The organism is Kitasatospora sp. NPDC001261, from assembly GCF_042896795.1.
Lineage (GTDB): Bacteria > Actinomycetota > Actinomycetes > Streptomycetales > Streptomycetaceae > Kitasatospora.
This window is the reverse complement of sequence record NZ_JBIAXP010000018.1, coordinates 29509-53661: the sequence shown is the minus strand read 5'-3', so window position 1 is coordinate 53661 and position 24153 is coordinate 29509. Positions and strand designations below refer to the sequence as shown.

The 24153-nt window shown below is 74.1% G+C and carries 22 protein-coding genes; 11 read left to right on the top strand and 11 right to left on the bottom strand.

Annotated elements, in window-relative coordinates:
- Positions 1-4 precede the first annotated feature (4 nt).
- Positions 5-640: a TetR family transcriptional regulator gene (locus tag ACFY4B_RS24075; protein ID WP_387970880.1), complete on the top strand. Its 636-nt coding sequence runs from the start codon at positions 5-7 to the stop codon at positions 638-640.
- Positions 637-1398, top strand: coding sequence for a TrmH family RNA methyltransferase (locus tag ACFY4B_RS24070; RefSeq protein ID WP_387970877.1), 762 nt, complete (start codon positions 637-639; stop codon positions 1396-1398). The genes ACFY4B_RS24075 and ACFY4B_RS24070 overlap by 4 nt, the downstream gene beginning before the upstream one ends.
- Before the next feature lie 40 nt (positions 1399-1438).
- Here the strand turns inward: ACFY4B_RS24070 and ACFY4B_RS24065 are convergent, their stop codons facing one another.
- The 5 genes from ACFY4B_RS24065 to ACFY4B_RS24045 all read right to left on the bottom strand — a co-directional run bounded on the left by ACFY4B_RS24065 (position 1439) and on the right by ACFY4B_RS24045 (position 8034).
- Entirely contained in the window at positions 1439-2785 is a 1347-nt protein-coding gene (locus tag ACFY4B_RS24065; RefSeq protein WP_387970874.1) for a peptidoglycan-binding protein, read from the bottom strand.
- A 157-nt stretch (positions 2786-2942) separates the two neighbouring features.
- Positions 2943-3854 carry a pyridoxamine 5'-phosphate oxidase family protein gene (locus ACFY4B_RS24060; RefSeq protein ID WP_387970871.1) on the bottom strand — a complete coding sequence of 304 codons (912 nt, stop codon included), beginning with the start codon at positions 3852-3854 and terminating at the stop codon, positions 2943-2945.
- Between the two features lie 15 nt (positions 3855-3869).
- Positions 3870-4340 carry a VOC family protein gene (locus tag ACFY4B_RS24055; protein WP_387970868.1) on the bottom strand — a complete coding sequence of 157 codons (471 nt, stop codon included), beginning with the start codon at positions 4338-4340 and terminating at the stop codon, positions 3870-3872.
- Between the two features lie 184 nt (positions 4341-4524).
- A complete protein-coding gene (locus ACFY4B_RS24050; protein ID WP_079272005.1) occupies positions 4525-5547 on the bottom strand; it encodes a hypothetical protein in 1023 nt (340 codons plus the stop codon).
- Between the two features lie 315 nt (positions 5548-5862).
- Positions 5863-8034 (bottom strand): protease pro-enzyme activation domain-containing protein, encoded by a 2172-nt coding sequence (locus ACFY4B_RS24045; RefSeq protein WP_380780041.1) that lies wholly within the window; start codon positions 8032-8034, stop codon positions 5863-5865.
- Positions 8035-8292: 258 nt separating this feature from the next.
- Here ACFY4B_RS24045 and ACFY4B_RS24040 point away from each other — a divergent pair, with 258 nt between their 5' ends.
- Entirely contained in the window at positions 8293-8859 is a 567-nt protein-coding gene (locus tag ACFY4B_RS24040) for a CGNR zinc finger domain-containing protein (protein WP_387970865.1), read from the top strand.
- A gap of 60 nt (positions 8860-8919) precedes the next feature.
- Here the strand turns inward: ACFY4B_RS24040 and ACFY4B_RS24035 are convergent, their stop codons facing one another.
- The 3 genes from ACFY4B_RS24035 to ACFY4B_RS24025 all read right to left on the bottom strand — a co-directional run bounded on the left by ACFY4B_RS24035 (position 8920) and on the right by ACFY4B_RS24025 (position 13686).
- A complete protein-coding gene (locus ACFY4B_RS24035) occupies positions 8920-10410 on the bottom strand; it encodes an FAD-dependent monooxygenase (protein ID WP_117488781.1) in 1491 nt (496 codons plus the stop codon).
- A gap of 145 nt (positions 10411-10555) precedes the next feature.
- Entirely contained in the window at positions 10556-12256 is a 1701-nt protein-coding gene (gene paaN, locus ACFY4B_RS24030; RefSeq protein ID WP_387970861.1) for a phenylacetic acid degradation protein PaaN, read from the bottom strand.
- 161 nt (positions 12257-12417) lie between these two features.
- Positions 12418-13686 carry a hypothetical protein gene (locus tag ACFY4B_RS24025; protein ID WP_387970859.1) on the bottom strand — a complete coding sequence of 423 codons (1269 nt, stop codon included), beginning with the start codon at positions 13684-13686 and terminating at the stop codon, positions 12418-12420.
- Positions 13687-13815: 129 nt separating this feature from the next.
- Between ACFY4B_RS24025 and ACFY4B_RS24020 the strand changes: the two genes are divergently transcribed.
- The gene (locus ACFY4B_RS24020) at positions 13816-14400 is read left to right on the top strand and encodes a TetR/AcrR family transcriptional regulator (protein WP_049652808.1); all 585 of its coding nucleotides are present in this window, start codon (positions 13816-13818) and stop codon (positions 14398-14400) included.
- A gap of 48 nt (positions 14401-14448) precedes the next feature.
- Here the strand turns inward: ACFY4B_RS24020 and ACFY4B_RS24015 are convergent, their stop codons facing one another.
- Positions 14449-14910, bottom strand: coding sequence for an Lrp/AsnC family transcriptional regulator (locus ACFY4B_RS24015; protein ID WP_049652805.1), 462 nt, complete (start codon positions 14908-14910; stop codon positions 14449-14451).
- Between the two features lie 149 nt (positions 14911-15059).
- Here ACFY4B_RS24015 and pdhA point away from each other — a divergent pair, with 149 nt between their 5' ends.
- From pdhA to ACFY4B_RS23995, 4 genes are all read left to right on the top strand, one after another.
- A complete protein-coding gene (gene pdhA / locus ACFY4B_RS24010; protein ID WP_380740696.1) occupies positions 15060-16202 on the top strand; it encodes a pyruvate dehydrogenase (acetyl-transferring) E1 component subunit alpha in 1143 nt (380 codons plus the stop codon).
- Positions 16203-16279: 77 nt separating this feature from the next.
- A complete protein-coding gene (locus ACFY4B_RS24005; protein WP_387971012.1) occupies positions 16280-17248 on the top strand; it encodes an alpha-ketoacid dehydrogenase subunit beta in 969 nt (322 codons plus the stop codon).
- Positions 17248-18579 carry a dihydrolipoamide acetyltransferase family protein gene (locus tag ACFY4B_RS24000; protein WP_387971009.1) on the top strand — a complete coding sequence of 444 codons (1332 nt, stop codon included), beginning with the start codon at positions 17248-17250 and terminating at the stop codon, positions 18577-18579. The genes ACFY4B_RS24005 and ACFY4B_RS24000 overlap by 1 nt, the downstream gene beginning before the upstream one ends.
- Positions 18580-19011: 432 nt before the next feature.
- A complete protein-coding gene (locus ACFY4B_RS23995) occupies positions 19012-20499 on the top strand; it encodes a globin domain-containing protein (protein ID WP_387970856.1) in 1488 nt (495 codons plus the stop codon).
- Here ACFY4B_RS23995 and ACFY4B_RS23990 read toward each other — a convergent pair whose 3' ends face one another.
- Positions 20500-21042, bottom strand: coding sequence for an NUDIX domain-containing protein (locus ACFY4B_RS23990; protein ID WP_387970854.1), 543 nt, complete (start codon positions 21040-21042; stop codon positions 20500-20502).
- A 238-nt stretch (positions 21043-21280) separates the two neighbouring features.
- Between ACFY4B_RS23990 and ACFY4B_RS23985 the strand changes: the two genes are divergently transcribed.
- Both ACFY4B_RS23985 and ACFY4B_RS23980 read left to right on the top strand, forming a co-directional pair.
- Complete coding sequence (locus ACFY4B_RS23985) at positions 21281-22174, top strand: IclR family transcriptional regulator (RefSeq protein ID WP_387970851.1); 894 nt, start codon at positions 21281-21283, stop codon at positions 22172-22174.
- Between the two features lie 197 nt (positions 22175-22371).
- The gene (locus ACFY4B_RS23980; protein WP_049653243.1) at positions 22372-22797 is read left to right on the top strand and encodes an SsgA family sporulation/cell division regulator; all 426 of its coding nucleotides are present in this window, start codon (positions 22372-22374) and stop codon (positions 22795-22797) included.
- A 96-nt stretch (positions 22798-22893) separates the two neighbouring features.
- On the opposite strand, the gene ACFY4B_RS23975 is transcribed toward ACFY4B_RS23980, so the two are convergent.
- Entirely contained in the window at positions 22894-23274 is a 381-nt protein-coding gene (locus tag ACFY4B_RS23975; protein ID WP_049653241.1) for a phage holin family protein, read from the bottom strand.
- A gap of 163 nt (positions 23275-23437) precedes the next feature.
- On the opposite strand from ACFY4B_RS23975, the gene tenA reads away from it, so the two are divergent.
- Positions 23438-24109 carry a thiaminase II gene (gene tenA, locus ACFY4B_RS23970; protein ID WP_049653239.1) on the top strand — a complete coding sequence of 224 codons (672 nt, stop codon included), beginning with the start codon at positions 23438-23440 and terminating at the stop codon, positions 24107-24109.
- Positions 24110-24153 lie beyond the last annotated feature (44 nt).

Sequence of the window (24153 nt, the reverse complement as noted above, 5' to 3'; positions counted from 1 at the left end):
GTGGATGAGGGCCGACGCGGAACGCAGCCGGCGCAGGATCCTGGACGCCGCCTGCGAGGTGTTCCTGGAGCGGGGCCCGGACGCCCCGTTGGACGCGGTGGTGCGGCGGGCCGGGGTCGGCCCGGGCACGCTCTACCGGCGCTTCCCGGACCGGGAGGCGCTGGTCCGAGCGCTGGTCACCGACCTGCTGGCCCGGCTCGGCGAGGCCGCGCAGGAGGCGCGGCGCGTCGAGGCGGACCCTTGGCAGGCGCTGCGCCGCTTCGTGCACGCCGCCGCCGATCTGCGGATGGGGGCGGCGATCGTGGTGCTGCTGGAGCGCCTGGTGGTGGACGAGGAGCTGGTGGCGGTCCGGCGGGGCACCGTGGAGGCCGTCGAGGATCTGCTGCGCGCCGCGCGGGAGGCCGGGCGGCTGCGCCCCGACGTCGGGATGGGGGACCTGGTGCTGCTCTGCGTCCGGGTGTCCCGTCCGCTGCCGGGCGCCCTGGCGGCGCTGGACGCGGACGGCTCGCTGGTCCACCGGCACCTGGACCTCGCGCTGGCCGGACTGGCCGCCACGACGGACGGCCCGCTGGGGCGGGCGCTCGGTTTCGACGAGGTGATCGCCGCGGCGGGGCGCCCAGGGGAGACGATGGCGGAGTGAACAGGACGGACGAGAACGGGCTGGTGCGGGCGTGGCGGGCGGCCGAGCGGGAGCCGGGGGCGGTGCTGCTGGACGGCTTCCACGCGCTGAAGCACGCGCTGCGGTTCGGCGGCGAGGTGCGGCGGGTGCTGACCGCGGACCGGGGCGCGCTGCTGGCGCTGGCGGGTGAGTTGGCGCCGGACGTCGTTCCGGCGCTGGAGGGGCTCGCGGTGGAGCTGCCGGAGGCGGCGCTGCGGGGGCTGGTGCCGCGACTGCACCCGACCGGGGTGGTCGCGCTGGCGGTGCGGCCCGGGGTCGAGGCGAACCGGGCGGTGCTGGGCCGGCTGCCGCGCCGGGCGCCGGTGGTGCTGCTGGAGAACCCGCGCAACCTGGGGAACGTCGGGGCGGTGATCCGGCTCGCGGCGGGCTTCGGCGCCACCGGGGTGGTGACCACCGGGGACCTGGATCCGTGGCACCCGAACGTGCTGCGGGGGAGCGCCGGGCTGCACTTCGCGACCGCGGTGGAGCGGCTGGCCCTGCCGGAGCTGCCGGACGGGCCGCTGTACGTGCTGGACCCGGAGGGCGCGGACATCCGGGACGTGCCGTTCCCGGACGACGCGCTGCTCGCCTTCGGGACGGAGCGGCACGGTGTGTCGGCGGAACTCAAGGACCGCGCCGACCGGTTGGTGGCGGTGCCGATGCGGCCCGGGGTGTCCAGCTTCAACCTGGCGACCAGCGTCGGGATGGGCCTGTTCCACTGGATGTCGGGCAAGCGCTGAGGCGCGGCGCCCGGGTGGGCACCGCGCCTCGGAGGGGGCGTCAGGAGAAGAGCCGGCGCCAGGTGTCGGGGCCCGGGTAGCCGTCGGCCTCGCTGCCGCGCCAGCCCTGGGCCTGCTGGAAGGCCTGGACGGCCCGGCGGTCGCTCTCCGTCCAGCGCGGTCCCGGGCCGACGCTGTACGAGCCGCCGAAGCCCTTGCGGACCAGCTGCTCGCCGAGCTGCCGGATGTGGTCGTTGCTCTGGCCCGGCCCGAAGTACTGCGCGCCGGGGAAGGCGGAGCCCCCGGTGACGGGCGGCGGCGGAGGCGGCAGCGGGGTGCCTCCCCCGCCGCCGATGTTGCGGCCCTTGCCGTTGACCAGGTAGTCCCAGGTGTCCTTGCCGGGGATGCCGTCGGCCTCGGCGCCGCGCCAGCCCTGGGCCTGTTGGAAGGCCTGGGTGGCCTTGCGGTCGGCCTCGCCCCAGCGCGGGCCGGGGCCCTCGGAGTAGAACCCGGCGCCGCCGCGCTGCACCAGCAGCTGGCCGAGCCTGGTGACGGACGCGTTGTTGGCGCCGGGGCCGAACTTGTCGGCCCCGGGGAAGGCGGTGGAGGAGGTGCCGCCGCCGTCGTTGCTGCCGGAGGACAGGCCGGTGTAGCGGTACGGGACGTAGGAGCCGGAGTTGTTCCAGTACGCGTACGGGGTGGAGCGCTTCTTGGCGGAGGGGCCGGTCTGCTCGTAGGCGACGTACTTGGTGCGGGAGGAGTCGGCCCAGCCGCCGAAGATCGTGACGTGCGAGCCGGCCTGGGGGTTGGCCGGGTTGTTGTAGATGAGGACGTCGCCGGGCTGGAGGTCGTTCTTGCCGATCCGTTCGGCGAAGTTGGGCAGTGTCCAGGTGGTCTGACTGCTGCCCAGGCCCCAGGCCATCGAGACGAAGCCGGAGCAGTCCTGGCGGTAGCCGTCCGACCAGTAGCGGCTCATGCTGTACGGCACGCCCTGGTCGACCCAGGTCTGGGCGCGCTGGATGATCTGGGCCCGGGTGAGCGGCGCCGCGGCGGCGCGCGGCGCGGCGAAGGTACGGGCGCCGGGGGCCTGGCCGTAGAGGCCGCTGACCTCGCCCTGGGGGGTCTGGGACTGGCTGCTGCTGTTGCCGCCCGGGGTGGGGCCGGGTGCGGGGGCCGCGGTGGCGGTGCCGGCGGCGGCCGCTCCGCCGCCCAGCGCGGTGCCCACGGCGGCCATCAGGACGGCGGCCCGGCGGCGGACGCTGCGGGCGGAGGCGTGTCCGCCCTCGTGGACGGGCGCGGCGTGCAGCCGTGCTCGTCGGCGGGCGTTGCAGCCCCCGCATATGCAGTCCTCCGCCGGTTCGACGTCGTCGAACTCGATGAGCGGGGACAGGGGGTCGGTCAGGGTCATGCTCCGCCTCTTTCCCGGACTATTCCGCGTGTTATCCGGACCAAAGTCCCAAAGCGGGCGCGATGAGTCACGGTGGATTAGGCCGAACGGGTGAGACCCGTTCGGCTCCCGGGCGTGGCGTGGGTCGGGCGGAGGGTCTAGGCGACGTGAGGCGGGGTCAGCGCGGGATGGCGGGCGAGTACTCCGGGTCGGTCCAGGTCAGCGGGGTGGCGTCGGCCAGTTCGAGCACGCCGGTGACGGTCAGTTCGACCATCCGCTCGGCGCCCGGGACGCCCTGCCGGGCCTCCTCGGACCAGTCGGTGCGGGCCTCGCCGGTGACGAGCAGCGCCCCGCCGGTCTCCCAGTCGGGCAGCAGCAGGCCGGCCCGCGGGTCCAGCTCCAGGTTCCCGAGCGTCAGGAACATGCTGTTGCCCGGGTACTCGGGCCAGCGCAGCCGGTCCGGCGCCACCGGCTCCAGGAAGCCGGGGAAGCCGCCGCGGTGGGAGGCGTCCACGCTGCCGTCCGGGCCGGTGCTGGCGATGAAGAAGGTGTCCGCGGTGGCCGCCGCCAGCCGCTGGGCGGTGGTCAGTACGGGGCCGGCGGCGACCGTACGGGGCGGGCCGGCGGCGGGGCGGTCCGTCGGGGTGCGGCGCTGGATGTACTTCGGGCAGTTGGCGACCACCTCGTCGGCGTGCACCCGCAGCCCGCCCCGGCCGTCCGGGACGGAGCGGCCGTTGAGCCGCATCCGGCGCCGGCCGGCCGGGTCCAGCGCGATCGTGCCGACCCGGGCGGGGCCGGCCAGTGCCTCGGCGAGGGGGTCGGCCCCGGCGGGGAGGGCGGCGACGGCCATGGTCCGTTCGTCCGGGGCGGTGAGGAAGCCCGCCGGGCCGGCCAGCTGGGTGGCCCAGATCCGGCCGTCCCGGTCGGCGGCGCCGAGGACCAGCATCCGGCGCTCGGCCAGGAAGCGGGCGGCGACGGTCGGGACGGTGCGGCGGATCGACCGGCCGGCGTGGTCGGCCCGCTCGGTCCGGCCGGCCCGGGCCTGGGCGGCCCGCTCGCCGGGGTGGTACGGCGTGCTGGTGGTGGTCATGGCCGGGCCCGGCTCCTAGAAGAACCCGCAGGTCGGGGCGGTGGCGGTGGGGGCGGCGGCCGCGGTCCCGGCCACGCCGGTGCGGGTGTAGACCTCCAGCCGGATGCCGTCCGGGTCGGTGAAGAAGATGCCGCCGGAGGCCGAGCCCTCGCTGTGCGGGACGACGCCGTCGTAGGCGAACTCGGCGCCGAGTTCGTGCAGCAGCCGCTCGGTGGCGCGGACCTCGTCGAGGCTCTCGACCTCGAAGGAGAGGTGGTGCAGGCCGGGGTTGCCGGGGGCGAAGCGGCCCGCGCTCTGCTGCCAGAGCGTCACCACCAGGCGGCCGTCGCGGCCGAGGAAGGCGTAGCGGCGGTCGGGGTCGGTGCCCTCGGCGGTGACGTCGAGGCCGAACACGGCGCGGTAGAAGGCGATCGAGCGGGCCAGGTCGGTGACGTTCAGGCCCACGTGGCCGGTCTGCAGGGTGCGGAGCTGGGCGGTGCTGGACATGCCTGGTCACTCCCGGAGGCTTCGGCTGCCGGTGAGGCAGCTGCCTAACCGGTATTCACGAGAGTAGGAGTTAGGTGATGCAGCGTCAACCAGTGCAGGGGGTCGGGAGGGTCAGCTCTTCGGGCGGGCATGCGAAAGACCCGCCGGACCGTGAGGTCCGGCGGGTCTCGAAGGAGCGGAAGGGCTACGCCCACTCCCAGCGGATGCCGATGTGGCCCGGCTGCTGGTCCGGGGCCAGGACGTGGGCGCTCGCCGAGGCGCCGATCCACAGCTGCTCGCGGCGGTGGTCGACGTCGGCCCCCGGCTCGCGGTCGTAGCGCTCGCAGTGCGCCGGGACGGCCGCCGGGTCGAAGTGCACCTGGAGCACGTACTCGCGCACCGGGGTGGCGAAGCGGCGGCTGTACTCCGTGGTCGGGCCGCCGGGCGGGATCTCCACCTCGTACTCGAAGACCGTGCTGTCGCCGAGGCCGAGCGGGCGGTCCAGCATCAGCTCGCCGACGATCAGCCCGGCCTCCGGGCGGCGGCGCACCCGGCCCAGCCGGCCGTGCCGCACCGCGGTGATCTCCGGGCAGCCGGCCGCCTCCTCGTCGGCCATGTGCACCACCAGGCAGCGGCCGACGCCGCCGACCGTGGCGCGCACCACCTGGCGCATCCGCAGCAGGTTGCCGCGCCGCTCGGCGTCCACGTAGTAGGAGTCGTGGATGCTCAGGCGCTCCAGCTCGCCGGCCGGCGGGGCGTTCAGCTCGGCGAAGATGTTGGCGATCTCCTGCTCGCCCGGCCAGACGTCCTCCAGCCCGAGGTGGCAGGTGTTGGCCGCGGCGGCCCAGCGGCCGCGCGGGCGCGGCGGGCCGAGCAGCGAGGAGAGCGCGCTGTGCGGCAGGCCGAGCAGCTCCTCCAGCAGGTGGACGGCGCGCAGCGAGCTGGCCCGTTCGGGCTGGCTGCGGCCGCGCCGCCAGTAGCTCAGGGTCGTGACGCTGACCCTGACGCCGCGCCCGGCGAGGGCGGCGCGGATGCGGTCCAGGCTGAGGCCGCTGGCCTCGATGGCCAGGTGGAGGGTGTCCGCGAAGCCGCCGACCGGGGCGAGCCGGCCGGGGGGCGGTCCGGGGGTGGCGGGAGTCGGGCCGGGCGGCCCGGGCGGGCCCGGGCGCTCCGTGTGCGATCCGACCAGCCGCAGCCGCGCGGCGTCCTGAGGTTGCTGTGCGGCCATACGGTGACCCTCCCCACCAGGTGAGTTCGGCGGGACCGGGTCGGCGCCGGGGCGCGCCGCCAGCGGCTTCACCGAGCTTTGGGGAACCCTATGCACGGTCGAGAGGCTACGTCATCAGTCGTGCGTATGACAGTGGTCACGGCAGGTGGACCGAAGGGTTATCGATCTTGAAACAGTCCGGAAACACGGGCCGCTGACCGGGGCCCGACCGGGCCGGCGGACGGCTCCGGCAGGGCCCGGGACGGACACCGCCGGGGCGGGCCCTGACGGCTCCGCCCCGGCGGGGATCGGGTGGTGCGGTGGTGCGGCCGGTGGTCAGCCGACGTTCAGCGCGACGTCGTCGATCACGAAGCTGGTCTGCAGCGAGGAGTCCTCGGTGCCGGTGAACTTGACGGTCACGGTCTGGCCCGCGAAGGAGGTCAGGTCCAGGGTGCGCTGGACGTAGCCGGCGGCGGCGTCCACGTTGGAGTAGGTCGCCAGCGTGGTGCTGTTGGCCTGGACGGTCAGCTTGTCGTACGCGGTGGTGCCGGTCTCCGCGGTGTCGACGTGCAGCCAGAAGGTCAGCTTGGCGGAGGCGCAGCCGGCCGGGATCGAGACGGTCTGCGACAGGGTGTCGGTGTGGGCCGAGCCGTAGCCGTCCAGCCAGGCCTTCCAGCTGCCCGAGTGGGCGGCCTCGGAGGAGCTGTTGCTGACCACGCCGCTGGAGGCGGTCCACGGGGAGGCGGTGCCGCTCTCGAAGCCGCCGTTGGCGACCAGCTGGGCGGCGGTGCAGCCGCCGGACGGCGGGGTGGTGCCGCCGCCGAGCAGGGCGGTGGTCAGCGCGTCGGCGACCGGGGAGCCCCAGCCGGTGACCTGGTCGTAGCCGGCCTTGGCGGAGAAGTCCTGGTTGGCGCCGGTGGTCACGTCGTGGAAGGTGCTGCCGTAGCCGCTGCCGTTGGCCACCGAGTACAGCCGCGGGCTCGCCTCGCCGAGGACGGCCTGGCCGGCGGCCTTGGCCTTCTGGTTGAACTGGGCCGCGTAGCCGGACCAGAGCGGCGCGGCCGCGCTGGTGCCGCCGTAGACCTGCCAGGCGCCGGCGGTGTAGATCGCGAAGCCGCTCTGCGGGTCGGCGTTGGAGGAGACGTCCGGGACGGTGCGCATGGTGCCGCTGACGCCGGTGCCGGTCTGCCAGCTCGGCTTGGCGAACACGGTGGAGACGCCGCCGCCGGCGGTGCTCCAGGCGCTCTCCGAGGAGTAGGCGTTGCCGCTGGAGACCTTGAGGTTGGTGCCGCCGACGCCGGTCTGGTGCGGGCTGGAGGCCGGGAAGTCGACCGCCTTCACGCCGGAGCCGCTGGTGGAGCGGGTGCAGTCGCGGGAGCCGTCGTCGCCGGAGGCGGAGAAGATCGAGATGCCCTGGGCGGCGGCCTGCTTGAAGGCGTTGTCGACCGCGGTCATCGAGGCGGCGGTGGTGTCCGGCTCGCAGGAGCCCCAGGAGATCGAGACCACCGAGACCCTGTTGTCGGTCACGATCTTGTTGGCCATGTCGATCTCGCCCTGGTCGCTGTTGGGCGCCTCGTAGACCAGCTGGGTGGCCTTGGGCGCCGCGCCGCGGACGATCTCGCTGTCCAGCTCGACCTCGCCCTGGCCCTGGCCGGGGGCGGAGTCGTAGTTGGCGCCGTCCACCGAGACGGTGGAGACGGCCGGGCCGGACAGGCCGTACTGGGAGTCGTAGGTGGTCAGGTTCGAGGACTGGTAGCCGTCGAACTCCCACAGCGCGACCGTGGTGCCGGTGCCGTCCGCGCCGGTCTTGTTGAGGTTGTACGCACCGGTGTACTGGGCCGGGGCCATGCCGCTCGGGCTCGCGGTCGCCGTGTTCGGGGTGACCGAGTTCGGGGCGACCGCGTTCGGGGTGGCCAGGCGGTTCTTGCGCACCGCGTGGTTGTCCAGGCCGCTGACGCCCTGGACCACGGAGGCCAGGTCGGACGGGATCGAGGCGGCCGCGTCGTTGGCGAAGAAGGCGCGCTGGAGCTGCGGGTCGAGGTACGCGCTCTCGTGCGTCCCGAAGGCCTGGGAGACCTGGGCGGCGGTGCCGCGGGCGTTGACCACCTGGCGGTTGGCGCTCACGTCGGAGACGGTCAGGCCCTGCTGGGCCAGGTACGTCCGGACCTGGTCGACGGCGGCCTGGGTCGGGCCGAACCGCGCGGTGAACTGCTCCGGCGTCAGGTAGTGGCCGTACTCCGGGGCGCCCGGGGTGGTGACGGCGGTCAGGAAGCGGTCCAGGGCGTCGGTGTCGCGCAGCTTCAGGCTGACGGACACCGAGATCTGCTGCGCGGCCGGGACGTCACCCTTCTTCTCCGAGTGGGCCACCGCCGGGTTCACGGTGTTCGGCAGGGCGACGCGCGGGGAGGCGTTGGGAGTGGCGGCCTGCGCGGTGGAGACACCGAGCGAGACGGCGGTCAGCGGCAGCACGGCTATCGCCGCGGCGAGGGCAAGGGAGCGGGGACGCAACGGATCCTCCTCCAGCCGGCTGTGGGGGGCCGGCAAGGGACCAGGCGTTCAGGGGGGTCGAGAACGCTGGCTCGAACATGACAGAACCCGTGTGCGAATTGGCTCATGGCCGGGCAATTCGTTGCTAAAAAACAGTCAACTGTGGAGGGCCCCCAACTCGGCGGTTCCATACAGTGAATGACCGTGGTTCCGGGGCCGGTCCAGACCAGTCCGGGCGGAAGGGGCGGACGTAGAATCGGACCGATCCGAGGGAGAGCGATGACTGACGTGCAGCCGGACCCGAGGGACCCGCGACCGCTGATCGGTGAGCCGCTCGCACTGGACCTGCTCAACACGCGCTGGGCCGGAACGCCCGTCAACGACCTGCTCGCCGAACCGGACGGCTACGCGATCTGGCTCTCCTCGGCCGGCCTCGCGGACCGCTGCCGGGCCGCCGGGTCGGGGCTCGCGGCCCTGCGGGAGACCCGTGAGGTGATCGCCGATGCCGTCCAGGAGCTGTGCGGGCAGGGGCAGTTGGGGCCGGAGGCGGTGGCCCGGCTGAACGGTGTGCTGGGCCACGGGCGGCTGCGCCGGGAGCTCGGCCCGCAGGGGCCGACCGCGCACGTCGAGGTGGACCGGCCCGAGTGGCTGGCCTCCTGGCTGGCGGCGGACGACTTCCTGGACCTGCTGGACCGGGGCGCCCAGCGGATCAAGCAGTGCGCGCACGAGGCGTGCGTCCTGTACTTCTTCGACACCTCGCAGAACGGCCGCCGGCGGTGGTGCCGGATGGCGGTGTGCGGGAACCGGGCGAAGGCGGCGCGGCACTATGTGAAGGCCCGGGGCTGAGCGGCCGGCGAACGACGGGCCGGGCGGGCGCGCGGTGGTCGCGGGCCCGCCCGGGGGTGGTCAGGCCGGGGCGCCGAGCCAGTCGGTGAGGGCGGCGCGCAGCTCGCCCTGGCCGGGGTCGACGGCGGCCCAGGCGACGTAGCCGTCCGGGCGGATCAGCAGGACGGTGTCGCGCAGCTTGCCGTGCGGGTCGGCGGGGGCGGCGGAGACCATGCGGTCGGCCCAGGGCTCGGCGGCGGCCAGCTCGTCATTGCTGACCAGGACGAACGTCCCGGCGCGCAGCGCCTCGTAGAGCCGCTCGGGCGCGGCCGGGGCGCCCTCGACGGGCTTGCTCAGGGCGGTCAGCCGCAGGTCCGGGACGCGCTTGCCGACCTGCGGGTGGGCGTCCTTGGGCGCGGGGTAGGAGATGCCGATGCCGGAGACCAGCCGGGCGCCGCGCTCGGTGACCGGGTCGAGGTGGCCGCCCAGCGCGGTGAGCGCGCCGCGCAGGGCGCGGGTGGGGGCGGACTCGGCGAGGGCCAGCCGGATCAGCGCGCCGGAGGTGCGCAGCACCGTCTTGCCGACCGGGTGCCGCTCGGTCTGGTAGGTGTCCAGGAGGGCGTCGGTGGCGTGGCCCCGGAGTGCCGCGGCGAGCTTCCAGGAGAGGTTGGCGGCGTCCTGGAGGCCGGTGTTCATGCCCTGGCCGCCGGCCGGGGAGTGGCAGTGCGCGGCGTCGCCGGCCAGGAAGACCCGGCCGGAGCGGTAGTTGGGGGCCTGCCGCTCGTCGCTGTGGAAGGTGGAGCTCCAGCGCACCTCGTGCAGGCCGTAGTCCTCGCCGAGGATGGCCCGGACGAGGGCGGTGAGCTGCTCGGCGGAGGGGGTGGTGCCGTCCGGGTACCGCTCCTCACGGTCCCAGGCGATGATCCGGAACCAGCCGTCGCCGAACGGGGCGATGAAGGCGAAGCCGGCCTGGTTGGCGCCGACGGTGATCGCCTGGGCGGGCTCGCGGTCCAGCCGGACGTCGGCCAGCACCACCGAGTCGACCACCGACTCCCCGGGGAACGGGATGCCCAGCAGGTCGCGGACGGTGGAGTGGACGCCGTCGGTGGCGACCGCGTACGCGGCGCGGTGGCCCTGCCCGTCCCGGGTCTCCAGGGTCACGCCCTCGGCGTCCTGGCGCAGCCCGGTGACCTCGGCGCCGCGCAGGACGGTCGCGCCGGCCTTCTCGGCGCGGTCCAGCAGCAGCCGTTCGACGTTGTACTGCGGGGTGATCAGCACGAACGGGAAGCGGGTGGGCAGCGCGGCGAGGTCGATGCCGAAGCGGTCGAACATCCTCAGCTCGGCGAGCGGGCGGCCGGTGGCGATCAGCTCCTCGGCCAGGCCCCGGGCGTCCAGCAGCTCCAGGCTGCGGGCGTGCACGGCGAAGGCCCGGGTGAGGTTGGACTCGGCGGCCCGCTTCTCCAGTACCGTGACGCCGACTCCGGCGGCGGCGAGGTCGCCGGCCAGCAGCAGTCCGGTCGGTCCGGCGCCGACGATCAGGACGTCGGTTTCGGTCGTCGGCTTCACGGCCATGTATCAGCTCCCGTTGTTCGGAGGGCGGTCGTACGCCGTTCCCGGCGTTCTCCCAGCCTCCATCATCGCGGGCGCCGTCGGAGCTGTGAACCGCCGGGCCCCGGCGGTGGGTGACCGCCGGGGCCCGGTGACGGGGGTGAACGGCTCAGGCGTGCCGGCGGATCTCCACCGTGCGGAACCGGTTGGCGACGAACGCGCCGTCGCAGTAGGCCGAGTTGGCGGCCGGGTTGGCCCCGGTGCCGTGCAGGTCGGAGAAGGCGGCGGTCTGGTTGGGGAAGACGCCGCCGGTCAGGTTGAGCGAGAGCGAGACGCCGGAGTCCAGCGCGGCCTCGACCAGCAGCGCCTCCACCTCGGGCGAGGTGGTGTAGCCGGAGGCCGTCATGGCGCCCTTCTCGCGGACCGTGGTGCGCAGCAACTCGACGGCGGCGGCGGTGGATTCGACGGCGACGGCGAAGGAGACCGGGCCGAAGCACTCGCTGCGGAAGACCGCGCGGTCGTCCGGCTTGTCGGCGTCCAGCTTGACCAGCGCCGGGGTGCGGACGGTCGCGCCGGGGAAGTCCGGGGAGGTCACCGCGCGCGGGGCGAGGGCGAGTTCGCCGTACTCGCCGCCGGCCGCGGCGGCCGAGCGCTGGAGCACCCCGGGGTTGACCACGGCGCCGAGGATCGCCGCGGCGCGGGCGTCGTCGGAGAGCAGGCCCTCGATGGCGCCGGCCAGGTCGGTGACCACCTGGTCGTAGGACTTGTCGCCCTGGTCGGTGGCGATGCCGCCGCGCGGGATCAGCACGTTCTGCGGGGTGGTGCACATCTGGCCGCTGTAGAGGGAGAGCGCGAAGGCCAGGTTGCCCAGCATGCCCTTGTAGTCGTCGGTGGAGTCGATGACGACGGCGTTCACGCCGGCCTTCTCGGTGTACACCTGCGCCTGCTTGGCGTGCTCCTCCAGCCAGTCGCCGAAGGCGGTGGAGCCGGTGTAGTCGATCAGCCTGACCTCGGGGCGGACCGCGAGGGCGGCGGCGACGGTGCCGCCCTCGTGCTCGGCGGCCAGGACGACCAGGTTCGGGTCGAAGCCGGCCTCGGCGAGCACCTCGCGGGCGACGGCGACGGTCAGCGCGAGCGGCAGGACGGCCCGCGGGTGCGGCTTGACCAGGACGGGGTTGCCGGTGGCCAGCGAGGCGAACAGGCCCGGGTAGCCGTTCCAGGTGGGGAAGGTGTTGCAGCCGATCAGCAGCGCGAGGCCGCGCGGGACGACGGTGAACTCCTTGGTCATCACCAGCGGGTCGCGCTTGCCCTGCGGCTTGGTCCAGGCGGCCTGCTTCGGCAGCCGGGTCTGCTCGGCGTACGCGTAGGCGACCGCCTCCAGGCCGCGGTCCTGGGCGTGCGGGCCGCCGGCCTGGAAGGCCATGCCGTAGGCCTGGCCGGTGGTGTGCATGACGGCCTGGGCGAACTCGTGGGAGCGGGCGTTGATCCGGTGCAGGATCTCCAGGCAGACGGCGGCGCGCTCCAGCGGGGTCGCGGCGGCCCAGCCGGGGCGGGCGGCGGTGAGCGCGGCGATCAGCGCGTCCGGGTCGGCGTGCGGGTAGGTGATGCCCAGCTCGACGCCGTACGGGGAGGCCTCGCCGCCGACCTGGTCGCCGTCGGTGGGGTGGCCTTCGAGGGTGAAGGGCCTGCCGAGCAGGGCGTCGAAGGCGGCCTTGCCGTCCGCCGGCCCGCTCTCGCCGTACGCCTTGGGGAACTCGGGGTAGGGCGACCAGTAGTCGCGCTCGGCGGCGGCGGCGAGCGCGGCGTCCAGGGTGGCCTGGTGGCGCTCGACCAGCTCGCTGACGAGGGGGTGGGTGACCGCTGCGGACATCTGTGCGCTCCTCGGAGGGCCTCGGAAAGCAGGACGGGACACGTCACAGAGTAACCGAACGATCGGTCGGGCCACGAGGGTGTGGTGGGAGGAATCCACCGGGAAACGCGCGGGGGCGCGTCCGTGGCGGACGCGCCCCCGGGGGCTCGGGTGGTCCGGGTCTACGGCACGCCCAGCTCGAAGATGACGTACCCGGCGTACCAGCCGGAGGCGACCGCGCCGGTGCCCAGGACGGTGGCCAGCACCGGCAGGCTCAGCTTGCGCATCCCCACCGCCAGCGCGATGAACAGCGGGAACGCGGGCAGCAGGTAGCGGGAGACGTTGCCGAAGATGCCCAGGCTGCCGAGCACCGAGACGATCGTGGCCAGCGTGTAGGCGGTCAGCACCAGCGGCGGGCGCAGCCGGACCAGCAGCACGATCAGCATCGGCAGGCTGAGCACGATCAGGGTGGCGAACAGGTCCGGTATCGGGAAGGCGAAGGGGTAGTCGCTGCGGCCCAGCAGCACCCCGCGGATCGCGTGCCAGGTGCCCTGGCCCCAGTCGAAGTAGTGCAGCCAGGCGTCGTGCTGCAGCCGGAAGTAGCCGCCCCACTCGCCGGTCCGCCAGCCCACCCAGCCCACGTAGCCGAGCAGGCCGAGCGGGGCCAGCAGCATCGCGGCCAGCGGGCGCAGGACGCCGCTGTCCCGGCGGTACAGCTCGACCAGCGCGGCCAGGCCGACCGCGCCGATCAGCGCCGCGGAGGTCGGCCGGTTGAGCCCGGCGACCAGGGTGATCACCCCGGCCGCGACCCACTGCTTGGCCATCACGCAGTAGCAGGCCCAGGCGGCCAGCGCGACGAAGAGGGAGTCCGAGTAGACCGCCCACTCGGCGCCGGAACCCGGGGCGATCGCCCAGATGCCGGCCGCGATCACACCGGAGCGGGCGTCGCCGGTCAGCTTCTCCACCACGGCGTAGATGCCGGCCGCGGCGAACAGCGAGGCCAGCACCGAGACCAGCATCCCGGCGCCGTACAGGCCGAGGCCGGTGACGTCCGAGGTCATCCGCATCAGGCCGGGGTAGAGCGGGAAGAACGCGGCCGAGTTCTGCTCGACGCTGAAGCCGACCGGTCCGTTCGGTATCGGGACGAGCGCCGGGTGGTAGCCGAACCGAGCCACCTGCTGGTACCACCAGCCGTCCCAGGTGGCCACCACGTCCCAGGGGTTGGCGCCGCCGCCGAACCGGGCCGGCTTCTTGGCGTACTCCCCGGAGAAGGAGAGCAGCTTCATGAAGACGGTGAAGCCGATCAGCTTCAGCACCGCGTAGCACCACACCGCCGGTCCGAAGCGGACCACCAGGGCCCGGCCGCGCTCCTGCCAGGTGCGCGCGGGTCCCTCCGGCTCCTCGCTGCGCTTCTCTGGCACGTCGGAGGCGACTGCCGGTATTGCGTTCATGTCCCCAGCCTTGGACGTGGACGGATCGTCCGCAGAGTCTAGGGCCTGCCCCCGTCGGCGTCCCTTGGTTGGTGTGGACCAGTCGGACCCGCTCGCGTGACGGGGGTGACGGCCGGGGATACTCGGAGGATGGCCGATCACACCACGCGCACCGCCTACACCGTGGAGTCACTGCTCGCGGTGACCGTCGACGTGTTCAACGAGCGCGGCTACGACGGCACCTCGATGGAGGACCTGTCCCGGGCGGCCGGGATCTCCAAGTCCTCCATCTACCACCACGTGCGCGGCAAGGAGGAGCTGCTGCGGCTGGCGGTCGGCCGGGCGCTGGACGGGCTGTTCGCGATCCTGGCCGAGCCCGAGGCGGTCGCGGGCCCGGCGGTGGAGCGGCTGGAGCACGTGGTGCGCCGCACCGCCGAGGTGCTGCTGGACGAGCTGCCGTACGTGACGCTGCTGCTGCGGGTGCGCGGCAACACGGCCACCGAGCAGTGGGCGCTGGAGCGCCGGCGGGACTTCGACCACCAGGTCGCCGAGCTGCTGCGGGCGGCGGTCGCGGACGGCGCGCTGCGCGCGGACGTGGAGCCGCGGCTGGCCACCCGGCTGCTGTTCGGGATGATCAACTCGATCGTGGAGTGGTACCGGCCGGGGCTCAAGGCCGCCGACGGGGTCGCGGACGCGGTGGTCCACCTGGCCTTCGACGGGCTGCGGGCGCGCTGACCGGTCCTTCCCCCGGGCCCGGGCCCCGCCCTCGAGGCGGAGCCCCCCTCAGAGCGGCGGCACCTGGTCGGTCTCCTCGAAGACCAGCATGGTGCGGGTGCCGAGCACCTGCGGGATGGACTGGATGCTGCCCAGCACCAGCTCCCGCAGGGCCTTGTTGTCGGCGGTGTGCACCAGCAGCAGGACGTCGAAGTCCCCGCCGACCAGCGCGATGTGTGCCACCCCGGGCAGCTCCAGCAGCTGCTCGCGCACCGTCCGCCAGGAGTTCTGGACGATTTTCAGGGTGACGTACGCCGACGCGGCCTGACCGGCCCGTTCGTGGTCCACCCTGGCGGTGAAGCCGCGGATGATGCCGTCCTCGACCATCCTGGAGATCCGGGCGTACGCGTTGGCCCGGGACACGTGCACCCGCTCGGCCACCGAGCGGATGGAGGCGCGACCGTCCTGCTGCAGCAGCCGCAGGATCGACCGGTCGACCCGGTCGAGTCTGGACATCTGTTCAGCCGACATGACCCCCCACCCCCACCGATTGGACGCACTGCCACCAGTCGACCGCCGTACAGGCCGAATGTCCACCACCTTGTCACGCTTCTGGTCAAGATGAACAGACGACCGAACAATCGGTAGGGAGCCCCCGCAACCCCTGGAGGTGCCCCGAGATGACCGTTCTCGACCACAGACACCACGCGGGTGTACCCGGTTGGCTGCCCGGGGCCACCGCCCCGCGCACCGATCCGGCACCCCTCCTCCCGGACCCCTCCCCCGTCCGGGCGATCGGCACCCCCGCGCTGGAGAAGTACGACCCCGCCCTGCTGCGCGAGCTGTACCGCCGCCTGGTCGTCGGCCGCCGGTACAACCAGCAGGCCACCACCCTGACCAAGCAGGGCCGGCTCGCCGTCTACCCGGCGTCCACCGGCCAGGAGGCCTGCCAGGTCGCCGCCGCGCTGGTGCTCGGCGAGCACGACTGGCTCTTCCCCAGCTACCGCGACACCCTCGCCGTGGTCTCCCGGGGCGTCGACCCGCTGGAGGCGCTGACCCTGCTGCGCGGCAGCGCCCACACCGGCTACGACCCGCGGGCCAGCCGCACCGCCCCGCTCTGCACCCCGCTCGCCACCCAGGCCCCGCACGCCGTCGGGCTGGCGCACGCCGCCCGGCTGCGCGGCGAGCCGGTGGTGGCGCTGGCGATGCTCGGCGACGGCGGCACCAGCGAGGGCGACTTCCACGAGGCGCTGAACTTCGCGGCCGTGCTGGACGCCCCGGTGGTCTTCCTGGTGCAGAACAACGGCTACGCGATCTCCGTGCCGCTCAGCGCCCAGTCCGCCGCGCCGAGCCTGGCCCACAAGGCCGTCGGCTACGGGATGCCGGGTCGGCTGGTGGACGGCAACGACGCGCCCGCCGTGCACTCGGTGCTGACCGAGGCGGTCGAGCGGGCCCGGGCCGGCGGCGGCCCGACCCTGGTCGAGGCGCTGACCTACCGGATCGACGCCCACACCAACGCCGACGACGCCACCCGCTACCGCACCGAGCCCGAGGTGGCCGCCTGGCGCGAGCACGACCCGATCCTGCTGATGGAGCGGGCGCTGCGCGGACTCGGCGCGCTGGACGACCGCCTGGTGCGGGAGGCGGCCGACGAGGCGGAGGCGCTGGCGGCCCGGATGCGGGCGGAGTTCCACACCGACCCGGAGCTGGACCCGATGTCGCTGTTCGCCCACGTCTACGCCGAGCCGACCCCGCAACTGCGCGAGCAGGCCGCCCAGTTGGCCGCCGAGCTGGCCGCCGAGGCGGAGGTGGCGGACCGATGAGCACGGCCCACCCGTCGCCCACCCCCACCCTTGGCGGAGCCTCTGCGCGGCGCCCCTCTGATGTCCGTACCGCCTCGATGGCGCAGGCGCTCAACTCCGCGCTGCGGGACGCCATGCGCGAGGACCCGGCGGTGCACGTGCTCGGCGAGGACGTCGGCGCGCTCGGCGGGGTCTTCCGGATCACCGACGGGCTCACCGCCGAGTTCGGACCGGAGCGCTGCCTGGACACCCCGCTGGCCGAGGCCGGCATCCTCGGCACCGCGATCGGCATGGCGATGTACGGGCTGCGCCCGGTCGTCGAGATGCAGTTCGACGCCTTCGCCTACCCGGCGCTGGAGCAGCTGTTCTCGCACGTCGCCAAGATGCGCAACCGCACGGCGGGCCGGCTCCCGCTGCCGATCACCGTCCGCATCCCGTACGGCGGGGGCATCGGCGGCGTCGAGCACCACAGCGACGCCTCCGAGGCCTACTACACCAGCACCCCCGGCCTGCACGTGGTCACCCCGGGGACGGTGGCCGACGCGTACGGGCTGCTGCGCGCCTCGATCGCCTCCGACGACCCGGTGGTGTTCCTGGAGCCCAAGCGGCTCTACTGGGGCAAGGCCGAGTTCGACCCGGACGCACCGGTCGAGCCGATCGGCCGGGCGGTGCTGCGGCGCACCGGCACCTCCGCCGTGCTGATCACCTACGGCCCCTCGCTGCCGGTCTGCCTGGCGGCGGCGGAGGCGGCGCAGTCCGAGGGCCGGGACCTCGCGGTGCTGGACCTGCGCACCCTGGTGCCGTTCGACGACGAGACGGTCTGCCAGGTGGTGCGCTCGCTCGGCCGGGCCGTGGTGGTGCACGAGGCGAGCGGCTTCGGCGGCACCGGCGCGGAGATCGCCGCCCGGGTCACCGAGCGCTGCTTCCACCACCTGGCCGCGCCCGTGCTGCGGGTCACCGGCTTCGACGTCCCGTACCCGCCGCCGATGCTGGAGCACCACCACCTGCCCGGGGTGGACCGGATCCTGGACGCGGTCGCCCGGCTGCAGTGGGAGGACCGAGGATGATGCCCGTCGTACGGGAGTTCCGGCTGCCCGATCTCGGTGAGGGGCTCACCGGGGCCGAGGTGGTGCGCTGGATGGTCGAGGTCGGCGAGGTGATCGCGGTCGACCAGCCGGTGGTGGAGGTGGAGACCGCCAAGGCCGTGGTGGAGGTGCCCTGCCCGTACGGCGGGGTGGTCACCGCGCGGTACGGCGAGGTGGGCGAGGAGATCGCCGTGGGCGCGCCGCTGGTGACGGTCGCGGTGGCGCCGGCGGCGGGGAGCGGGCCGGAGGATGCGGCGGGGCCGGGCTCTGCCGCTGCACCTGCCGCTGCCTCCGCCTCTGCCGAGGTGGAGCGGCCGTTGGTCGGGTTCGGGGTCGCCGAGCCGGGCCGGGGCGGGCGGCGGCGCCGGGTCGGGGCACCGGCCTCGGCCTCGGCCTCGGCCGTGGTCGCCGTCGGTGCCGTGGCCGTGCGGGCTCCGGTCGTCCCGGCCGGGCCGGCGGTGGTGCCGGTGATCTCGCCGCTGGTGCGGCGGCTGGCCCGGGATCAGGGGGTCGACCTGGCCGCGCTCACCGGGAGCGGGCCGGACGGACTGATCATGCGCGCGGACGTCGAACGGGCGGTCGCGGCCACGGTGGCCGCTCCGGCGCCCGCCGGGCCCGCCGGGCAGGACGGCGTGGTCCCGCTGCGCGGGCTGCGCAAGGCGGTGGCCGAGAAGCTGAGCCGCAGCCACCGGGAGATCCCGGCGGCGACCTGCTGGGTGGACGCCGATGCCACCGAACTCATGGCGCTACGGCGGCAGTTGAACGCCACACCGGGGCCGAAGGTGAGCGTGCTGGCGCTGCTGGCGCGGATCTGCACCGTCGCCCTGGCGCGCTTCCCGGAGCTCAACTCCTCGGTGACCGAGGACGGTTCGGGCATCGTCCGGCACTCGGCGGTGCACCTGGGCTTCGCCGCGCAGGGCGAGCGCGGGCTGGTCGTCCCGGTGGTGCGGGACGCGCAGAACCGCAGCACCGGGCAACTCGGCGAGGAGCTGGGCCGGTTGACCGAGGCGGCGCGCAGCGGCGCGCTCACCCCGGCCGAACTGACCGGCGGCACCTTCACGTTGAACAACTACGGGGTGTTCGGCGTGGACGGCTCGACCCCGATCCTCAACCACCCGGAGGCGGCGATGCTCGGGGTCGGCCGGATCGTCGCCAAACCCTGGGTCCACCAGGGGGAGTTGGCGGTCCGCGAGGTGACCCAGCTGTCGTTCACCTTCGACCACCGGGTCTGCGACGGCGGGACGGCGGGCGGTTTCCTGCGGTTCGTCGCGGACTGTGTGGAGCAGCCGGGGATGCTGCTGCGGCAGCTCTGAGGACCGCCGTCGAGCCCGGCTCTCCGGTTGCCCTGGGTGTGCGGATGGACACCCGGGGCGACCGGGGGCGGGGAGAGTAGCGCGTTCCGGGCCCGGATGTCCGGGCTTCGCGTGATTCGTCGGTCGGTCGGTCGGGTCGTGCCACGCTGCCTTGGCGCCAGTAGCGACAAGCCAGGTGGTGGCGCAGGCCGGCCGGAGGGCGAAACGATTCTCTTGGGTACTCGAAACGTAGCGGTGAAGTCCCGCGGAACAGTCCTGGTCCGTACCGGGCACGGCTCGGCGGGGGTCTCGTCCGTCCCGGGCCTGCGGCAGTCCGCGCCCGACGGGGGCCCGTCGCGGGAGGCGGTCGCCCGGCCGCCGGTGCCCCTGGCCCCGCCGGTGCCCCTGGCCCCGCCGGTGCCCCTGGACCCGCCTGCGCCCCTGGCCCCGCCGATGCCCGTGGCCCCGCCGGACCTGCCGCCGCTGGTGGCGGCGGAGGCACCGACGGAGGTGCTGCCGCCGGTGTCGCTGCTGGAGCCCGTCCGGCCGCTGCAACCGCCGTTCGTCCCGGCTCCGGCCCACGTCCACGTCCACGCCCCGGCTCCCGCTCCCGCCCCCGCCGCCGACTTCCGCCCGCTGTTCGCCGACGCTCCCGGCCTCAACCGGGTCGGCCCGGGCGACCGGTGGAGCGACGCCTGGGGCGTACGGACCCCCGCCGGGCAGCCCGCCGCCGCGCTCCCCGCCGCCGGGCAGGACCCGGCCACCGCCCGCCGGCCGCTCACCGCCCGGGAGGTCGGGCTGGTCCGGGCCGGCCTCGCCGCCGTCGAGCCGGTCGCCGACCGGGCCACCGCGCACTTCTTCGCGCTGCTCTTCCTGCGCCACCCCGAGCTCCGCTCGTCCTTCCCCGCCGCCATGGACGTCCACCGCGAGCGGCTGTTCCGCACCCTGCTGGCCGTGGTCCGCGAGCTCGACCGGCCGGCGGCCCTGCGCGCCACGCTGGCCGGGCTCGGCCGGTCCCACCGCCGGTACGGGGCACTGGCCGGGCACTACGCCGTGGTGGAGGAGTGTCTGGTGGGAACGCTGGCCCGGTACACGGGCGACCGCTGGGACGCCGAGGCCGAGTCGGCCTGGCGCCGCGCCTACCGGATGATCTCCTCGGCCATGATCGAGGCCGCCGAGGAGGACGCCCGCACCTCGCCGGCCTGGTGGCAGGGCGAGATCGTCCGGCACGAGCGCCGCACCCGGGACGTCGCGGTGGTCACCGTCCGGCCGGACCAGGCCTACCCGTTCCGGGCCGGGCAGTACACCGCGCTGGAGACGCCCTGGTGGCCGCGGGTCTGGCGGCACTACTCCTTCGCCGGCGCGCCCCGCCCGGACGGGCTGCTGACCTTCCACGTCAAGGCCGTCCAGGCGGGCTGGGTGAGCAACGCGCTGGTCCACCGGGCCGCGCCCGGGGACGTGCTGCGGCTCGGCCCGGCGGCCGGCGCGATGACCGTCGACCACGCGGCCGGCCGGGACCTGCTCTGCCTCGGCGGCGGCACCGGGATCGCGCCGATCCGCGCCCTGGTCGAGGAGGTCGCCGAGCACGGTGCGTCCGGCCGCCGGGTCGAGGTGTTCTACGGGGCCCGCCGGGCCGAGGAGCTGTACGCGCTGGAAGAGCTGCGCGAACTGGCCGCTCGCCACCCCTGGTTGACGGTCCGTCCGGTGCTCTCCGGCGGCGGCCACGCCGGGGGTCCGCTGGGTGGCGAACTGTTGGCCGGCGGGCTGCTGACCGGCGAACTGCCGGATGCGGTGGGCCGGTTCGGCCCGTGGTCCGGTCGCGAGGCGGTGCTCAGCGGGCCGCCGGCGATGGTGCGCCGGGGCGTCGGGGTGCTGCTGCGGGCCGGGGTCCCGGCCGAGCTGATCCGGCACGACCCGGTCGGCGACCCGGCCGCCGTGTGATCACCCGAGGTCGGGGGCGAGGAGCGCGCGGATGCCCTCGATGTTGGTCGCCAGGTACGCCCGCAGCCGGGGCGGGACCACGTTGACCGAGGTGACGCCCTCGCGGGTGAACGGCAGCCGGACCACCTCGTACTCGCCGTTGGGATCGGTCACCTCGGGCCCGTGCCGTCGGTCGAGGTCCATCGAGGCGAGCCGGCAGACGAAGAAGTGCTGCACCTTGACCCCGTGCGGGTGCAGCGGGGTGCCGTCGTCATGGTGCGTGTGGCTGATGGTGTCGACGAAGGCGGGCACCACGTCCACGACCTTGCCGCCGAGCTCCTCGTCCACCTCGCGGTGCAACGCCTCGACCACCGTCCGGTCCTCCCGCTCGACCCCGCCGCCGGGCGTGATCCAGTACGGGTGCGGCGAGTCCGGCCGGACCCGCCGGATCAGCACGATCGAGGCCGGGCCGTACGGATCGTCCGGGTCCAGCTCCAGCAGGATCGCCCGCGCGGTGCGCTTCACGACCGGGCGCGGTGGCGCGGTGCGGTTCTCGGGGCCCATGGCCACCTCCGGGACTGGCGCGTTGTGCGGAAGTCTCCCGCGCCGGGGGAGGAACGAAACCCGGGGAACGGGTCGAAACACGCCGGGAACGGGTCGAAACGCCGACCCGGTCGGGTGCATCCGTTCGGGGTCCCGCTGTGCTGCAATGAGCAGCTATCGGGCAAATCGGAGGTTTCGTTCCGCATGCCCGTTCTGGGCACGGACCTGTACGAGGGACTCGGGCTGGGGGTTGGGTGTCATGGATCGGATCGCACAGCCGTTCGAGAAGACGCAACCGTTCGAGACAGCACGACCGTTCGGGGAGCACCCGTTCGGAGAGCAACCGTTCGAGGCGGCACGACCGCTCGGGCCGGCGCGGGAGGCCGGGCCCGCCGTGCTGCGGCCGCCCGAGGCGGACCGCGGGCCCACCCTGATCGGCTCCGTCCAGCGGGCGCTGCGGCTGCTGGAGGCCGTCGGGGGCTTCCGGCGCGGCGCGACCGCCAAGCAGCTGGCCCGGGCCGCCGAACTGCCCCTCGGCACGGCTTACCACCTGCTGCGGACCCTGGCCCACGAGGGCTACCTGCGGCGCTCCGAGGGGCGCTTCTTCCACGGGGAGGCGCTCGACGGCATAGCCCGCTCCCGCGGCCGGTGCGGCGACCCCGACCTGCGGACGCGGATGCGGTCCTTACGGGACGAGCTCGGCGCCGCGGTCTACTTCGCGCTGTACCGGGACGGCGAGGTCCACGTGGTGGACGTGGCCGAGGACCCGAACCGCCCGGCCGTCGAGCCCTGGGCGGACTTCCGGGCCACCGCCCACGCGCACGCCATCGGCCAGTGCCTGCTCGGCCAGCTGCCCGAGGAGGAGCGCCGCGACCACCTCGCCCGCCACCCGCCGGCCGGGCTCACCCCGTCGACCCTCACCGGCGAGACCGCGGTGCTGCGCCGGCTCGCCTCGCTGCGGCCGACCATGCCGGTGCTGGAGCGTCAGGAGTACGCGCTCGGCACGGTCTGCGCGGCCGTCCCGATCACCATCGGCCCGGTGGTCGCCACGATGGCCCTGTCGCTCCCGGTCGAGCGGGCCGACCGGCTGGTCTCCGTCGCGTGCCAACTGCGGCGCGGGGTCGGGGCGATGAGTCCGTCGTTCATCTTCTGACACCACTTGGTCTGGACCTGCTCCGGCTCGTTCACCATTTGAAAAAGCACGCCTTGTCCACTACATCCCCAAACATGGACGATGATGATCGAACGTGGATTGGTTGCATAAACCGTCACAAAAACCGTCGAAAACATGTCCGCCGCCATCGGACCAAGCGAACCGACGGCGCGGGCAGAACGAGAGGTACTGGCGCCATGCAGCACAGCACAGTCCAGGGTCACCTGGTGATGAACCTCGTGGTCTCGCACGAGCTCTCCTTCCGCCTCCCGGTGGACCTGGCGTACGAGGCCGACGACCCGTACGCCGTCCGGCTCACCTTCCACCTGCCCGGCGACGCCCCGGTCACCTGGTACTTCGCGCGGGAGCTGCTGCTCGACGGGATCAGCGGACCGGCGGGCGAGGGCGACGTGCACATCCGCCCGGTCGGCGACGAGCTCTCGGAGGTCCGCATCGTGCTGCACTCCCCCGACGGGGACGCCCTGCTGTGCGCCTCGTCCGCGCCGCTGATCGCCTTCCTGGCGCGGACCGACCGGCTGGTGCCGATGGGGCAGGAGTTCTCCGGGCGGGACATCGACGCCCAGCTCGCGGACCTGCTCAAGGGGCGTGAGAACGCGGGGTGATCGTCCCGGCCGCGGTCGCACAGGAACGGCGAAGGGGCCCGTACCCGGTGGCAACACCCGGGTGCGGGCCCCTTTCGGCCGTCCGCACGGCACCGGTCAGTCGTCGTCCAGGGCCAGGTGCAGGCCCCACGCGACCAGGCTGATGATCAGTGAACCGACCAGCGCAGAGCCGAAGTTGGTCACGTGGAAGTCCAGGCTCAGCTTCCCGGAGGCCCAGGAGGTGAGCAGGAGCATCAGGGCGTTGATCACGAAGGTGATCAGTCCCAGCGTGAGGATGAACAGCGGGAACGAGAACAGCTTGACCACCGGCTTGATCAGCCAGTTCACCACGCCGAACACGACGGCGACGCCGAGCACCGTCAGCGCCTTGTGCTGCCAGTCGGCCTTGCCCTGGGCGAGTTGGATGCCGCTGACGATCCAGGCGGCGACCCAGATGGCCGCCGCGTTGATCAGTGTCTTGATGAGGAAACCCTTCATGCCGCCCAAGCCTGACAGGAACCACCCTCCCGGCGGAACCACCACACGGCGGGGTCGTGCTGAATGCCCCTGGTCCGGGAGGTGGACGGACGGGCCCGGGGACGGGGGCGGACAGCGGCACACTGGCCGGAGGACCGGCCGCCCCTGCGGTTAGGGTCGCGTCATGAGCACCAAGACGCTGACCGAAGAACTCTGGGCGGCCATCGAGCCGGTGTACGCCGAGATCCTCGCCCACCCCTTCCTGGCCGGGCTCACCGACGGCACCCTGCCGCGCGAGGCCTTCCGCCACTTCGTCGTCCAGGACTCGCACTACCTGCGCGACTACGCCCGTGCGCTCGCCGTCTGCGCCGCCAAGGCACCCGGCGAGGAGGACGTCCGGGCCTTCGCCGACGACGCGGTCGGCGCGCTGGCCGCCGAGCAGGGCATGCACGCCGAGTTCCTGACCGCCTTCGGCGGCAGCGCCGAGGAGGCCGCCGCCGAGCCGGTGCTGCCCACCACCCGGGCCTACACCAGCTACCTGCTGGCCACCGTCTACGGCGGCTCCTTCGCCGAGGCGCTCGGCGCGGTGCTGCCCTGCTACTGGATCTACGCCCGGGTCGGCGAGGCGCTGCTCGCCCAGGGCTCGCCCGACCCGCTGTACGCCAAGTGGATCTCCACCTACGGCGACGAGGCCTTCCAGTCGGTGGTCCGCCGGGTGCTGGCGCTCACCGACCGGCTGGGCGAGGAGCTGTCCGCGGCCGAACGCCGGAAGGTGGTCGGGCACTTCGTGACCACCTCGCGCTACGAGTGGATGTTCTGGGACGCCGCCTGGCGCGGCGAGCGCTGGCCGGTCTGAGCCGTCCGGGCGGCGCCCGCACGTCGTCCGGAGCGTCCGGACGA